Below are 15417 nucleotides of genomic sequence, written 5' to 3'. Positions count from 1 at the left end.
CGTGAATTTTTTTTGCAAACAGGGGTTTACAAGCCCTTCGCAGCTTCGTATTATGCGCGCCGTCGACAGGGAAACAGTTGAACACAGCTAACCAAGACTGGTTAAGCTTAGTTCAAACAACCCAAACGGCACGCCCAGGTGGTGAAATTGGTAGACACGCTAGCTTCAGGTGCTAGTGGCCTTACGGCCGTGGAAGTTCGAGTCTTCTCCTGGGCACCAATTCAAGAAACCGAGTCCTTGTGACTCGGTTTTTTCGTTTCTGCTCCACAACCCTTCTTAGCAGAACACACTTGCTCCCTTCGTGCCGTAAACAGCAAAAAGGCGCCCGCAGGCGCCTTTGGCTTTTTACTCTGCGCTCAGAAAACCTGGCGCAGAATAATGGTCTCGTTCCGATCCGGACCGGTCGAGATAATATCGATCGGCGCACCAACCAACTGCTCGATCCGCTCGATATAAGCCCGGGCATTGGCCGGCAACTGCTCCATGGTCTTGGCCCCGACAGTCGATTCGTGCCAGCCAGGCACATCCTCGTACACCGGCTCCAGGCCGATATAGCTGTCAGCATCGGTCGGCGCTTCGATCACAGCACCCTCGGCATTGCGATAACCCACACAGATGCGAATCACGTCCAGACCATCGAGTACGTCCAGCTTGGTCAGACACAAGCCGCTGATACTATTGATCTCGATTGCCCGACGCAGAATCACTGCATCGAACCAGCCGCAGCGACGCGCACGCCCGGTGGTCGAACCAAACTCATGACCACGCTCGGCCAGGCGTGCACCGACATCATCGAACAACTCGGTCGGAAACGGACCAGAACCAACCCGCGTAGTGTAGGCTTTGGTAATGCCCAGCACATAATCCAGATACAACGGACCAAAACCCGAACCAGTAGCGGTACCACCAGCCGTGGTGTTGGAGCTGGTCACAAACGGATAGGTGCCGTGGTCGATATCCAGCAAGGAGCCCTGCGCACCCTCGAACATGATATTGGCGCCCTTGCGACGCAACTCATGCAGATGCGCAGTCACATCGGTCATCAGCGGTGCCAGCCACTCGGCATAGCCCATGGCCTCATCCAGAGTCTTCTGGAAGTCGATCGGATCGACCTTGTAGTAATGCTGCAGCGCGAAGTTGTGGTAATCCAGAACCTCACCCAACTTGGCAGCAAAGCGCTCACGATGAAACAGATCAGCCACTCGCAGACCGCGACGCGAGACCTTGTCTTCATAGGCCGGACCAATACCGCGCCCGGTAGTGCCGATCTTGGCCTCACCGCGAGCCTTTTCCCGAGCCTGATCCAACGCCACGTGATAGGGCAGAATCAGCGGACAGGCCGGGCTGATACGCAGGCGCTCACGCACCGGCACGCCGCGCTCTTCAAGCTGGGTCAACTCCTTGAGCAACGCCTCAGGCGACAGCACCACGCCATTACCAATCAGGCACATGACGTTGTCACGCAGGATGCCCGATGGAATCAGATGCAGCACGGTCTTCTGGCCATCAATCACCAAGGTGTGACCGGCATTGTGTCCGCCCTGATAACGCACCACGGCAGACACCTGATCGGTCAGCAGATCAACGATCTTGCCCTTACCCTCATCGCCCCACTGAGTGCCCAGAATGACAACATTCTTACCCATGTTCAGCTATTGCCTCGTTCGTAATGGACTGGCCCACGGCCATTGAATCAGTTAACCAGCGCCACGACCTGCCAGCGGTCGTGACTGAAACGCAGAATTCGATCACACCCATGCTCACGGGCAGCGCCATCGAGCTGCCCCGGCAGCGCGACAATTACCCGTTCGCCCGCCGCCCGCAAAGCGGCCACCTCAGCCTGTAGTCCAGGTTCCTCGGCATAGGGCGCCCAAATACCCGCCGAGCGTCGACCCCGAGCCACCTGCCCCCGCTCGACCAGGAACCGCAAATCGGTGGAAAAGCCCGTTGCCGGACGGGCACGACCGAAGTCGCGACCGATATCATCATAGCGACCGCCCTGCGCAACACTCTGACCCACCCCTGGCACAAACGCCGCAAACACGACGCCCGTGTGGTAATGATAGCCACGCAGCTCACCCAGATCGAAGTACAACGGTACATCCGGATAACGCCTGGACAGCGTCTGAGCAATCTCACTGAGGTCATCCAGCGCAGCCATCACCGATTCCGGCGCACCATCGAGCAGGGCATGAGCCCGTTCCAGCACCTCAGTCCCACCAGACAGCTCGACCAGGCTGCAGAGCATGGCCGCCAATGAAGCCTGGCCGATCTGGGCGGTTAGCACCTTGACCTCATCGACAGCTTTGCGCTGCAACGCATCGAACAGCGCGCGCTCAGCCACTTCATCGAGACTGGCGGCCTGAACCAAACCACGATAGATGCCAACATGGCCGATATCCAGATGCACGCCCTCAACCTGACAGGCGGTCAGGGTTTCCAGCATCAACGACATGACCTCGATGTCACTGGCACTGGAGGCGTCGCCATACAGCTCGGCACCCAGTTGAATCAGACTCCGGGCAGTAGACAGCGGTCTTGGCAGGGTATGCAGCACGCTACCGCAGTAGCACAGGCGGCTAGGGCCTTCGGCACCCAGGGTGTGAGCATCAATCCGGGCAACCTGCGGAGTGATGTCGGCGCGCAGACCGAGCATGCGCCCGGAAAGCTGATCGATCATCTTGAAGGTTTGCAGCTCCAGATCATGCCCGGCGCCGGTCAGCAGGGACTCCAGATACTCGATATGAGGGGTGATGACCAGGTCATAGCCCCAACAGGCGAACAGGTCCAGCAGTTGGCGACGTGCGGCTTCGATACGGGCGGCCTCTTCGGGCAGCACTTCCTCGATGCCATCGGGCAACAGCCAGCGATCAACAATCGGCATTTTCACAACCTTTCATTCGCGATGGCGGGCGATGGTCAGCGTATCAGATACAGCAAGGCGGTGCCGGTCAGCATGCTGGCCAACCCGATCACTCGCAACTGGCGATCACTGACCTGACTTACCGTGATCAGCATACGCTTCCAGCGAGCCGGTGCCAGAAACGGCATCAACCCCTCGATCACCAGCACCAGGCACAATGCTGTCGCCAGACTCTGCCACATTGCCCCACCCTTCGATTTGCCGGGCACCCGGAAAGAGCACGCCGGTCACAAAAAAGCCGGGATTTCCCGGCTGCGCGATTGTAACACGTTTTTTTCCAACCACACCCGCCGAAGCGACGGGTGTGGTTGCTCAACAGACTCAGCGTCGCTGTGCACCCTGCAAATACTTAAAGAACTCGCTATCCGGATCCAAAATCAGGATATCCGACTTGCTGGCAAAGCTCTCACGGTAGGCCTGCAAACTGCGGTAGAACGAGTAGAACTCGGGATCTTTCTGGTAGGCCTCGGCATAGATAGCCGCTGCCTGCGCATCACCATCACCACGAATCTGCTCGGCTTCACGGAAGGCCTCAGCCAGGATGACCCGCTGCTGACGGTCGGCATCAGCACGAATACCCTCACCCAGTTCTCGACCCTTGGCACGGTGCTCACGCGCTTCGCGCTCACGCTCGGTGCTCATCCGCTCAAATACGCTGCGGTTGACCTCGCGCGGAAGATCGATAGCCTTGACCCGCACGTCCAGCACTTCGATCCCCAGCTCACGCTGGGCGCTGGTATTGAGCGTAGCAGTGATATCGGCCATCAACTGATCGCGCTCACCTGATACCACCTCATGCAAGGTCCGACGTGCCACTTCGTTGCGCAGCCCTGACTCCAACTGGCGCGACAACCGCTCTTCGGCAATCGAACGCAGACCCGAGGTCGCGGTATAGAAGCGCTGCACATTGGCGATCCGCCACTTGGCGTAGGAATCGACCATCAGCGCTTTCTTTTCCAGAGTCAGATAACGCTGGGTCGCGGTATCCAGGGTCAGCAAGCGGCCGTCAAACAAATGTGCCTCTTGAACGAACGGCAATTTGAAGTGCAGACCCGGACTCAGATCGTCGCGCACAACCTTACCAAACTGCAGGACAATGCCCCGCTCGATCTGGCTAACCACGAAGAAACTTTGCCAGCCAACCACCACCAGAACCAGAGCGGCAATCAGCCCAAACATCGACTTGTTACTCATCAGCGGGTCTCCCTGGAACGCAGATCACGCTGCTGCAATTGAATGGGCAGGCGAGCGGTGCCGGTGTCAGCGCCACTTGCCGAAGCTGAACCACTTGGACTGGCGGAAGCACCAGCTCCCTGCTGAATCAGCCGGTCAAGCGGCAGATAGAGCAAGTTGTTGTTGCCATCGCCACTGGAAACCAGAACCTTGCTGGTGTTCTGCATCACATCCTGCACCGTTTCCAGGTACATGCGCTCACGCATGACACCAGGCGCCAGACGATACTGCTCGACCAACAGATTGAAGCGCTGGGCTTCACCATCGGCGCGTGCCACGACTTCATCACGATAACCGTTGGCCTCTTCCAGCAGACGCTGGGCCCGACCACGCGCTTCAGGAATCACGCTATTGGCGTAAGCCTCGGCCTGATTGCGCTCACGCACCTCGTCCTCACGGGCCCGGATCACGTCATCGAACGCATCCTGAACCTCGGCCGGTGCCTGGGCGCTTTCGATGTTGACCTGCACTACGGTAATGCCGGTGTTGTACAGATCCAGGTAGCGCTGCAGACGCTCGGTCACTTCAACCCCCATCTGCTCACGACCTTCGGTCAACACCTGGTGCATAGAGGTCGAACCGACCACATGACGCAGGGCACTCTCGGTAGCATGACGCAGACTGGTCTCAGGATCTTCGACCTTGAGTACAAAGTTCTCCAGATTGGAGATCCGATACTGAACCGCCAGTGGCACCTCAACGATGTTTTCATCTTCGGTCAGCATTTGACCGGCTTGCCGATAAGAACGTACCTGGGTCACGTTGCGTTGAAACTTGCGCTCAACCGGCGGGAAGTACAGGTGCAGACCCGACTCGACGGTACGATTGTATTCACCGAAGCGCAGAATCACTGCCTGCTCCTGCTCGTCAACCATGTAGACCGCATTGAACAGCCAGAAAACAAACAGAATCAGGCCGGCAATGGCCCACAGCCCCTTGGGAATCCCCTGACCGCCGCCTGCGCCGCGACCACCGCCCTTGTTGTCATCACCGCGCTTGTTGCTGCCGAACAGATTGTTCAGGCTGTCCTGCAGCTTGCGCAGTGCTTCATCGAGATCCGGCGGACCTTGTTTGCCACCACGGTTGCCACCGCGGTTACCGCCGCTTCCCCAGGGATCCTGGTTATTCGAATTGTTACCACCACCAGGCTCATTCCAGGCCATAGCGTTCTCCGTTGTCCAAACCACCATCGCGCCACAGGTTGCCGAAAAGCTCCCGCGGCCGTTTCGCCAATCGTACCGCAAATGCTCGACGCTGCGCGAACCGCAGCGCCGTCCATTATTGCAAAGTATGTTGAGTCAGGAAGGCCTCGGGCTGCCAACCCTCGCGCTTGAGCAATCTATTGAAGTCGCTGCGCGGCAAACGCAGATCAAGTTGCTGGCGACCATCATCAGCGATCGACTCATGCACAACTGCACCGAGCGCATAGAACTGGGCGCGCAAGCGCGCCTCGGCATGCTCCAGCACAATACGCTGCTGCAGAACATCTTCGCCCAGACGCTCAGCCATTGCCTGAGCCAGCAGATCAAGCCCCAGACCATCACGCGCAGACAGCCAAACCCGAATGGCCACCCCCTGCTCGTCACGTTGAATTCGTGGCTCGAATTCGTCCAGCAGGTCGATCTTGTTGTAGACCTCCAGCACCGGCAGCTCGGCAGCACCAATCTCATCCAGCACCAGATGAACCTGTTCGATATTCGACTGCCGCTCGGCATCCGCAGCATCAATCACATGCAACAGCAAGTCGGCCTGGCTCGATTCTTCCAGCGTAGCGCGGAAAGCCTCAACCAGCTTGTGCGGCAAATGACGGATAAAACCTACGGTGTCAGCCATGACCACCGGACCAATCTCGCTGAGTTCGATGCGTCGCAGGGTCGGGTCCAGTGTCGCGAACAACTGGTCAGCAGCGTACACCGCCGAAGCGGTCACGGTATTGAACAGGGTCGATTTTCCGGCGTTGGTATAACCTACCAGCGACACTACCGGAATTTCCGCACGGCGGCGCCCGCGCCTGGCCTGCTCGCGCTGGCTGCGCACTTTTTCCAGCCGTTTGAGGATCTGCTTGATACGCCCGCGCAACAAACGCCGGTCAGTTTCCAGCTGGGTTTCACCTGGCCCACGCAAACCAATCCCACCCTTCTGCCGCTCAAGGTGGGTCCAGCCTCTGACCAAACGAGTGCTCAGATGCTCGAGCTGAGCCAGCTCGACCTGCAGCTTACCCTCATGGGTACGGGCTCTCTGGGCGAAAATATCGAGAATCAGACCGGTACGATCAATCACCCGACACTCCAGCTCACGCTCCAGATTGCGCTCCTGGCTGGGAGTCAGGGTGTGGTTAAAAATAACCAGATCAGCCTCATGCCCCTTGACCAGGGCACGCAGCTCCTCAACCTTGCCGCTGCCAATCAGGAAGCGCGGGCTGGGCTGCTGTCGGTTGATCGTCAGAAAGGCAGCGATGTCGGCACCCGCAGAGCGGGCGAGTTCGAGAAATTCCTGGGGATCTTCGCGGGTCAGGTCATCCAGGCCTTCGAGGTGAACGAGTACCGCACGTTCACCTCCTTCATGGCGCTCAAAAAACAATCAGGCCTCCTGAACTACCATCAGGCGTTACCGCCCTCGGCTTCATCAACACCGCCCTGAGCCGGCAGACGTACGGGACGGCCAGGTACGACGGTAGAAATAGCGTGCTTATAGACCATCTGGCTGACAGTGTTCTTCAGCAGAATGACAAACTGGTCGAAAGACTCGATCTGGCCCTGCAGCTTGATGCCGTTGACCAGGTAAATGGATACCGGAACACGTTCCTTGCGCAGAACGTTCAGGTAAGGGTCTTGTAGAGAATGCCCTTTTGACATCGCTCACTCCTTATGGAAACCGTTTTTTGAGCATTAAAAATGCGTTTTATCCAACCTGTCCATTATCCTTAAGACGGGTTGGTCTGATTAAATGACTGCAAAAACAAGATTAGCAGAACACGCCGATCCTATATGGCGATAGTTTGCAAGGCTTTCAAGGCCTGCTCGAATCTTTTCGGATCCAGGCTATCAAGCCAGTCGATAGGATCGGACCAGCCCCGCAGCCAGGTGAACTGCCGCTTCGCCAATTGACGCGTGGCGATAACCCCCCGTTCGACCATGCCATCATAGGAGAGTTTCCCCTCCAGATAATCCCAGGCCTGACGATAGCCAACCGCGCGCACTGACGGCATCGAGCTGTCCAGATCACCGCGGGCATACAAGGACTGCACCTCGGCAATAAAGCCTTGCTGCAACATCAGAGAGAATCGCTGAGCGATACGCTCATGCAGGATATGCCGCTCCGTTGGAGCAACAGCCAGATAATGCATAGTATAAGGCATATTTTGCCCAACGGGCGGCTCTGAACGGGCTTTTTCCGCCGACTGGCGGGCGTGCCAGCCACTCAAGGGCACACCACTGAGCAAAAAGACCTCATAGGCCCGCTGAATTCGCTGCGGATCGTTGGGATGAATCCGTGCCGCCGACACCGGATCGACCTTGGCAAGCTCGGCATGCACCCCTGGCCAGCCAATCTCGGCGGCCTGCGCCTCAATCCGTTGACGCACCGCCGGATCGGCAGCCGGCATTGGCGCCAGCCCTTCGGCCAACGCCTTGTAGTAGAGCATGGTGCCACCAACCAGCAGCGGCAAACGCCCACGACCATGAATGTCATGGATCAGCGCCCGGGCATCCTCGGCGAAGCGAGCGGCCGAGTAGGCCTCGGCCGGATCAAGGATATCCACCAAGTGATGCGGGTAGGCCGCCAAGGTGGCTGCATCAGGCTTGGCCGTACCGATATCCATACCCCGATAGACCAGTGCCGAATCGACACTGACCAGCTCACAAGGCAAATGATCGGCCAGATACAGCGCCAGATCGGTCTTGCCTGCTGCAGTCGGCCCCATCAGGCAGATGACCGGAAGAGCCGGCGCACTCATGCAACACTCCGACACAGACTCATATCTCAACGCCCACGCAGGAACAGCTTGTCCAGCTCTGCCAGGCTCATCTGGGTCCAGGTCGGGCGCCCATGATTGCACTGACCACTGCGCTCGGTCTGCTCCATATCACGCAACAGCGCATTCATTTCCGCCAACGTCAGGCGCCGATTGGCCCGAATCGCGCCATGGCAAGCCATGGTCGCCAGCAGTTCATTACGGTGCGCCTGAATCCGATCACTGCTGCCATACTCCAGCAGGTCGGCCAGCACATCACGTACCAGTTGCGCCGCATCGGCCTGCCGCAGCAGCGCCGGAATCTCGCGAATCGCCAGGGTTTCAGGGCCCATGCGCTGCAGACCGAAACCCAACTGGGCAAACCAGGCGGCATGTTCCTCAGCGCAATCGGCCTCGCGCTGACTGACCGCAATCGATTCCGGCACCAGCAACGGCTGACTGCGCAGCCCCTCACTGTCCATGGCCTGCTTCAAGCGCTCATAGGTGATCCGCTCGTGGGCCGCGTGCATATCCACCACCACCAGCCCCTGGGCGTTCTCAGCGAGAATATAGATACCTTGCAACTGCGCCAGGGCATAGCCGAGCGGCGGCGCTTCTCCGGCTTCAGCGGCTGGCAGCTCGGGGCGCTGCAGCACTTCGCCAGCTCCGGCATACAGCTCAGCATACCCCTTAAGGACACCCGCTACCGCCTCGCTGGATGGTCGCTCCGGCACCTTGGGCGCTGGATTCCAGGCCGCCGCAGGCTCATTCAGCGGCATGCGCTCCTGGCCGGAAAAGACCCCAGCCGCCAGGCCACTGACGACCGGCTGAGCGACAGCTGGCTGCAGTCCTGGCTCGTCACTAGCCGCCCCAGCATCACCGGGACGCTGATCGGCCAGCGCCCGGTACAGAGTGCTGAACAGAAAATCATGCACCATCCGCCCATCACGGAACCGCACCTCATGTTTGGTCGGGTGCACATTGACATCCACCACCGCCGGATCCAGCTCCATGAACAACACGAACGTCGGATGCCGTCCATTGAACAGCACATCCCGATAGGCCTGGCGTACCGCATGGGCGACAAGCTTGTCCTTGATCATCCGGCCATTGACGAAGAAGTACTGCAAATCGGCCTGGCTGCGCGAAAAGGTTGGCAATCCGACCCAACCCCACAGGCGCAGCCCGGAGCGCTCGGAATCAACCTGCAACGATTGCTCGACAAAGGCCGGACCACAGACCGTGGCCACCCGCCGCCGGGCCTCTTGCTCGGTATTGGCTGGACGCAATGAGAAAATGGTCTTGCCATTGTGACGCAGACTGAAAGCCACATCGAAACGCGACAACGCCAGGCGCTTGACCACCTCTTCAAGGTGCGCGAACTCGGTTTTCTCGGTACGTAGGAACTTGCGCCGGGCCGGGGTATTGAAAAACAGATCGCGTACCTCAACCGTCGTACCCTGAGGATGGGCCGCCGGCTGTACTCGCGGAGCCATGTCGCGCCCCTCGGTCTCGACCTGCCAGGCCTGATCGGCGCTGGCGGCCCGTGAGGTCAGGGTCAGACGCGAAACCGAGCTGACCGAAGCCAGTGCCTCACCACGAAAGCCCAGCGTGGCAACCCGCTCCAGATCGTCAAGATCACGAATTTTGCTGGTGGCATGCCGCGACAGCGCCAAGGGCAGATCGTCTTCGACAATCCCGCCACCATCATCACGCACCCTGAGGAGCTTGACCCCGCCCTGCTCAACATCGATATCGATACGTGTGGCGCCGGCGTCCAGGCTATTTTCCAGCAACTCCTTGATAACAGAGGCGGGCCGTTCAACGACCTCCCCTGCCGCGATCTGGTTGGCCAGTCGCGGACTAAGCAGATGAATACGGGACATAATCAGTTCTGAACCAGCATACTACCGGCCGGCACCTTGAGTACCTGGCCGACACGAATCTGGTCGTTGGTCAGATTGTTGGCCTGGCGCAAACTGGCCAGGGAGACACTGTAGCGGGTAGCAATCATAGACAGGGTATCACCGCGCACCACGGTATGCTCGCGCGGCCCCTGGGCCTGCAGCCTGCCTTCGGCACGCAGTGCTGCCAGCCGGGTACCGGGCGGCGGGTTACGGTGAAAATAGTCGCGAATCCCATTATGCATGGCTCTGGCCAGGGTCTGCTGGTGGCTGCGGGTTACCAGTTTCTGCGCCTCGCCCGGATTGGAGATAAACCCGGTCTCGACCAGAATCGATGGGATATCCGGCGACTTGAGCACCATAAAACCCGCCTGCTCGACCCGCCGCTTGTGCAGCGGCGTAACCCGGCCAATCGAGTTGAGTACCAATTGCCCCACATCCAGGCTGGCCGACAGGGTGGCTGTCATGGACAGGTCCAGAAGCACGCTGGCCAGCACCTTGTCCTTGTCGTCCAGGGTCACGCCACCGACCCCACCGATAAGGTCCGAACGGTTCTCCCGGTCAGCCAGCAGCCGCGCGGTCTCGGAGGTGGCACCGCGATCAGACAGCGCGAAAACCGAGGCACCAAAGGCGCTGGCACGGGTAAAGGCGTCGGCATGAATCGAAACGAACAGGTCAGCATTGTGCTGACGGGCGATCTCGGTACGCCGACGCAGCGGAATGAAATAGTCCCCGGTCCGCACCAGTACCGCCTTGAACCCTGGCTCGGCGTCGAGCATCGCTTTCAGGTCACGGGAAATCGCCAGCACCACGTCCTTCTCACGGGCACCGCGATAGCCAACAGCGCCCGGATCTTCGCCACCATGGCCGGCATCCAGCGCAACAATGACGTCGCGATTGCCCGACTCGGCAGTACGCGCCGGCTGTTGCGGCAGTGGTGAGGCGCTGGGCTGGGTCGGAGCGGGCAGATCACTGCGTGGCGGTTCCTGATCAAACAGGTCAATCACCAGACGATGACCGTACTGTTGATTCGGCGGCAAACTAAAGCTTTTCGGGTTAACCTGACGCGATAGATCCAGCACCACCCGCAGGTCGCTGTCATTGCGTGGCGCCGAACGCATTCCGGTAAGCGGAGTACCTTCCAGCGGCAAATTGGCGGTATTGGCCGACAGCCGGGCACCGTTGATATCGATCACGATACGTTCGGGACTCGACAGGGTGAACAGAGTGTGGTCGGCTGGGCCCGACAGGTCAAAAACCAGGCGAGTGTTGTCCGGAGCGCGCCAGAGGCGCACATTGTTGATTTCAGCGGCTTGCACTAGCCCGCTGAAGGCGCTGACCAACCCTGCCCCCAAGCAGAGCGACGCCAATTTCAACATTCCCCCGATTGCCTTTGTCACGATTGTGCTTCACCCCTTATGTCACGCAGCCGCTGGCATGCCATCACTCCCTGGGCGCTGTGATGCTCAAGCGTCAGGAGGCGTCCGCCACCCTCTGCGCCTATGGTAATCGTCAGGTCTGGACTTGGCAAAACACCTGTGCCTTTTTCTGGCCACTCAACCAGACACAGGCTGTCATCGCGAAAATAGTCGCGAATCCCAAGAAACTCCAGCTCTTCCGGATCGACCAGCCGGTACAGGTCAAAATGGTAGATATTCAAGCCGTTCAGTTCATAGGGTTCAACCAGCGTGAAGGTCGGACTTTTTACCGCCCCAACATGCCCCAGGCCGCGAATCAGGCCTCGACTGAGGGTGGTCTTGCCCGCGCCCAGGTCGCCGTGCAGATACACTACCCCACGCCCCTCAAGGGCCCGACCCAACTCAGCCCCAAACGCCTCCATCACCTGCTCACCCAGCAGTTCCACACGATACTTCATGCTCGACCCCAAAAAATCAGGAAAACACTGATTAAATAAGTCCAGTGTTGGCCCAATTGTCGCTGACCTGTTCTGGACACGCCGTGAACCCCCTCCGGGTCCGGCCAACCGATCACAGATCGGTCGCCGTTCGGCGGCGCACGAAGCATGCTTCGTAAACGCTTGCCTCACCCCTGGGGGCTTGACGATGCCCGTCCAGGGCATCGACAGTCCAAAACAGGTCAGCGCCAACTGGGCTGCTGGGCTTGAGTGCAATTAATCAGTGCTTCCTTAGTTGAGTAACTGCCTAATAGGCTCAATCAAATCACTGGCCAGCACACCACGCTGGCCAGCCTGGGCCGCCTGATCGCCGGCCAGGGCATGCACCAGCACCGCATAACGGCCGGCATCGCCAACATCCAGGCCCTGAGCCAACAGAGCTCCGGCCAATCCCGAAAGCACGTCCCCCATTCCAGCGACAGCCATGCCCGGGTTGCCGTCGGAGCATAGCGCCAATGGTCGCTCGCCACCCGGCGGCCCGGCTATCAGACTGCCTACCCCTTTTAGTACCACTGCGCTGGCGTAACGTTCAGCCAAACGCTGCACCGCCACCAGTCGGTCAGCCTGGACTGCAGCAGTGTCCAGCCCCAATAAGCGGGCGGCTTCTGCCGGATGCGGTGTCAGCAGGCAGGGGCCGATTAGCCCCGGAACCTCCGCCTCGGCCAACAGGTTCAAGGCATCGGCATCGAGCACTTTGGGCAGTTCACTGGCCAGTATCTGACGCCAGAGTGAGCGCGCCCAGTCACTGCGCCCTAACCCCGGGCCTATCACCAGGCAGCTAGCCTGCTCCAGCAGTGGAGCCATAGCCGCCGGATCATCCAGTCCATGCACCATCACCTCCGGGCAACGACTGAGCAGCGCCGCTACATGCTCGGGCCTGGTCACCACGCTGACCCGGCCCGCACCACTGCGCAATGCGGTCTGAGCAGCCAGAATAATGGCTCCGCCCATGCCCCGCTCACCGCCGACCAGCAACACATGACCAAACAGCCCTTTGTGCGCCGCCCGCGGCCGGGCTGGCAGACAATCCCTCCAGTCGCCAAGGCGCAGGCGCACGCCTAATGCCGGCGGTACGTCCTCAGGCAGCCGCGCCAACGTGGCAAATACCAGGCGCCCCACATGGTCTGGCCCCTGGGCAGTCAGCAAACCAGGCTTGAGGGCAATAAAGGTAACCGTCAACTCGGCACGCACCGCCACACCCTGCGGCACCCCGGTATCAGCATCCAGCCCACTGGGAAGATCTACTGCTACGACAGGCAGCGCACTGCGGTTCAGCTGCTCGATCAGTTCAGCATACTGTGGCCTGACAGGCCCACTGAGCCCGGTACCAAGCAAGGCGTCGACCACAACGCCTGCCAGCTCGGCCTCAGCACACCAAGGCTTGATTACCAGCCCCTCATTCCGAGCCGCCTGCCAGGCCAGAGTAGCATCACCACGCAACTGCTCTGGTGCGCCCAACCAGTAAACAGTCACCTGCCAACCTGCCCGCTGCGCCAGCACACCAACCAGATAACCGTCACCCGCATTATTGCCTGTACCACACAGCACCGTCAGCCGAGCAGCCCCCGGCCAGCGCTGTAACACAGCCTCCCACACTGCTGTTGCGGCCCGCTGCATAAGCTCGAACCCGGGTATGCCGCCGGCAATCAGCCGGGCATCCAGTTCACGGGTTTGCGCCGCAGAATAAAAAACCGCAGGAAGACGAGAGGACATAGGCATGCCAATTTGTGAGATTCCTTCGTACAATTATATGAGTTCCTAGCGCATCAGCCCACCGAGCCAGCATGTCCGACATTCCCACTCCCGAGCAACTGGTCAGCCAGATTCGCAGCCTGGCCACAGAACTCGGCTTTCAGCAACTTGGCATCAGCCAGCCAGACATCGGCCAGCACGAACGCTGGCTGCAAGCCTGGCTGGCAGCCGGCTACCATGGTGATATGGAGTGGATGGCCAGCCACGGTAGCAAGCGTACCCGCCCGGCCGAGCTGGTGCCGGGCACCCAGCGGGTCATCTCGGTACGCATGGATTACCTGCCGGCCGAACCGGCCATGGCCAAACGCCTGGGCCAGCCCGAGCGTGCCTACATTTCCCGTTACGCCCTGGGTCGTGATTATCACAAGCTGATGCGCCGCCGGCTGCAACATCTGGCCGAACGCATCCAGGCCCTGGTCGGGCCGTTCGGCTATCGCGCCTTCGTCGACAGCGCGCCCGTCATGGAGCGGGCCCTGGCCACCCGCGCCGGGCTCGGCTGGATCGGCAAGAACACTATGCTGATCAATCGCCAGGCCGGCAGCTACTTCTTTCTGGGTGAACTCTATACCGATCTGCCGCTGCCGCTGGACTCCAGCTACGAACAGGAGCACTGTGGCCGCTGCCAGGCCTGCCTAGACAAGTGCCCGACCCAGGCCTTCGTCGGCCCCCATGTACTGGATGCGCGGCGCTGCATTTCCTACCTGACCATCGAACTCAAGGGCAGTATTCCACTGGAACTACGGCCGATGATGGGCAACCGGGTGTTCGGCTGCGATGATTGCCAACTGGTCTGCCCCTGGAACCGCTTCGCCAAACCCAGCGCTGAAGACGACTTCAAACCCCGCCACCAACTTGACCAGGCCGAGCTGGTCAGTCTGTTTCGTTGGGATGAAGAAACCTTTCTGCGCAACACTGAGGGCTCGCCAATTCGCCGGATCGGCCACGAACGCTGGCTACGCAACCTGGCGGTCGGTCTGGGCAATGCCACCAGCAGCATCCCGGTGATTGAAGCCCTCAAGAGCCGCGCCGACCACCCTTCGGAGTTGGTACGCGAGCATGTGCGCTGGGCCCTGGCGCGGCATGGGGAACTGCCCGCTTAGAGAACAAACCGAAAGCTCCGATCTTACGGCTGAACATTTCTTCAGACCTTGATGAAATGCTCACGATAATGGCGCAGCTCGGCAATCGAGTCGCGGATATCGTCGAGCGCCAGGTGACTGCTCTGTTTCTTGAACCCGTCCTTGACCTCTGGAGCCCAGCGCGCGGCCAGCTCTTTTAGCGTTGAAACATCAAGATTGCGGTAATGGAAATATTTCTCCAGCGCTGGCATGCCACGATAGAGAAAGCGTCGGTCCTGACAGATGCTGTTGCCACACATCGGTGAACGACCCGCCGGCACCCACTGTTGGAGAAACACCAGAGTCTGCCGTTCGGCCTCGGCCGCATCAATGCGACTGTCCTTGACCCGCTGGGTCAGGCCGGACTGGCCGTGCTGGCGAGTATTCCACTCATCCATGCCGTCAAGCAGTGCATCCGGCTGATGCACAGCAAACACCGGCCCCTCGGCCAGCACATTAAGCTGAGGATCAGTCACCACGGTGGCAATTTCAATGATCACGTCCTTGTCCGGATCCAGGCCGGTCATTTCCAGGTCGATCCAGATCAGGTTGTCGGGGTTTTGCATAAGGACTCCAGGCAAGGTTTAGGCTACACTGCCGCCATCTTAACCGACCTGAAC

At 59.8% G+C, this 15417-nt stretch carries 14 protein-coding genes and 1 tRNA gene; 2 read left to right on the top strand and 13 right to left on the bottom strand.

Translation table 11 applies throughout. From position 1 onward, the window contains the following. Positions 1-132: 132 nt before the first annotated feature. Positions 133-219 (top strand) — tRNA-Leu (locus BVH74_RS08940). A gap of 137 nt (positions 220-356) precedes the next feature. Here the strand turns inward: BVH74_RS08940 and BVH74_RS08935 are convergent. The 12 genes from BVH74_RS08935 to BVH74_RS08880 form a co-directional block, all read right to left on the bottom strand. Then, positions 357-1646, bottom strand: coding sequence for an adenylosuccinate synthase (locus BVH74_RS08935; protein WP_080049718.1), 1290 nt, complete (start codon positions 1644-1646; stop codon positions 357-359). 47 nt (positions 1647-1693) lie between these two features. Next, positions 1694-2884, bottom strand: coding sequence for an ATP phosphoribosyltransferase regulatory subunit (locus BVH74_RS08930; protein WP_080049717.1), 1191 nt, complete (start codon positions 2882-2884; stop codon positions 1694-1696). A 35-nt stretch (positions 2885-2919) separates the two neighbouring features. Beyond that, positions 2920-3105, bottom strand: a complete 186-nt coding sequence (locus BVH74_RS08925; protein ID WP_080049716.1) for a DUF2065 domain-containing protein — start codon at positions 3103-3105, stop codon at positions 2920-2922. Between the two features lie 139 nt (positions 3106-3244). Next, complete coding sequence (gene hflC, locus BVH74_RS08920) at positions 3245-4117, bottom strand: protease modulator HflC (protein WP_080049715.1); 873 nt, start codon at positions 4115-4117, stop codon at positions 3245-3247. Then, on the bottom strand, positions 4117-5319 hold the full coding sequence (gene hflK, locus BVH74_RS08915) for an FtsH protease activity modulator HflK (protein ID WP_080049714.1): 1203 nt from the start codon (positions 5317-5319) through the stop codon (positions 4117-4119). The genes hflC and hflK overlap by 1 nt, the downstream gene beginning before the upstream one ends. A 115-nt stretch (positions 5320-5434) precedes the next feature. Continuing rightward, positions 5435-6736, bottom strand: coding sequence for a ribosome rescue GTPase HflX (gene hflX / locus BVH74_RS08910; RefSeq protein WP_080049713.1), 1302 nt, complete (start codon positions 6734-6736; stop codon positions 5435-5437). A gap of 20 nt (positions 6737-6756) precedes the next feature. After that, on the bottom strand, positions 6757-7011 hold the full coding sequence (hfq, locus tag BVH74_RS08905; protein ID WP_080049712.1) for an RNA chaperone Hfq: 255 nt from the start codon (positions 7009-7011) through the stop codon (positions 6757-6759). A 128-nt stretch (positions 7012-7139) separates the two neighbouring features. Continuing rightward, positions 7140-8111, bottom strand: a complete 972-nt coding sequence (gene miaA / locus BVH74_RS08900) for a tRNA (adenosine(37)-N6)-dimethylallyltransferase MiaA (RefSeq protein ID WP_080049711.1) — start codon at positions 8109-8111, stop codon at positions 7140-7142. Between the two features lie 26 nt (positions 8112-8137). Continuing rightward, positions 8138-9994: a DNA mismatch repair endonuclease MutL gene (mutL, locus tag BVH74_RS08895; protein ID WP_080049710.1), complete on the bottom strand. Its 1857-nt coding sequence runs from the start codon at positions 9992-9994 to the stop codon at positions 8138-8140. Between the two features lie 2 nt (positions 9995-9996). Then, on the bottom strand, positions 9997-11388 hold the full coding sequence (locus BVH74_RS08890; protein ID WP_080051679.1) for an N-acetylmuramoyl-L-alanine amidase: 1392 nt from the start codon (positions 11386-11388) through the stop codon (positions 9997-9999). Between the two features lie 20 nt (positions 11389-11408). Next, complete coding sequence (gene tsaE, locus BVH74_RS08885) at positions 11409-11888, bottom strand: tRNA (adenosine(37)-N6)-threonylcarbamoyltransferase complex ATPase subunit type 1 TsaE (protein WP_080049709.1); 480 nt, start codon at positions 11886-11888, stop codon at positions 11409-11411. A 270-nt stretch (positions 11889-12158) separates the two neighbouring features. Then, positions 12159-13646, bottom strand: a complete 1488-nt coding sequence (locus tag BVH74_RS08880; RefSeq protein WP_080049708.1) for an NAD(P)H-hydrate dehydratase — start codon at positions 13644-13646, stop codon at positions 12159-12161. A 65-nt stretch (positions 13647-13711) separates the two neighbouring features. Between BVH74_RS08880 and queG the strand changes: the two genes are divergently transcribed. Continuing rightward, entirely contained in the window at positions 13712-14779 is a 1068-nt protein-coding gene (queG, locus tag BVH74_RS08875; RefSeq protein WP_080049707.1) for a tRNA epoxyqueuosine(34) reductase QueG, read from the top strand. 41 nt (positions 14780-14820) lie between these two features. On the opposite strand, the gene orn is transcribed toward queG, so the two are convergent. Beyond that, complete coding sequence (gene orn, locus BVH74_RS08870; protein ID WP_080049706.1) at positions 14821-15363, bottom strand: oligoribonuclease; 543 nt, start codon at positions 15361-15363, stop codon at positions 14821-14823. Positions 15364-15417: the final 54 nt, after the last annotated feature.

The sequence above is a fragment of the Halopseudomonas phragmitis genome, assembly GCF_002056295.1.
Taxonomy (GTDB): Bacteria; Pseudomonadota; Gammaproteobacteria; order Pseudomonadales; family Pseudomonadaceae; genus Halopseudomonas; species Halopseudomonas phragmitis.
The sequence above is the reverse complement of the archived record's forward strand: the minus strand, read 5'-3'. Positions and strand labels throughout refer to the sequence as shown.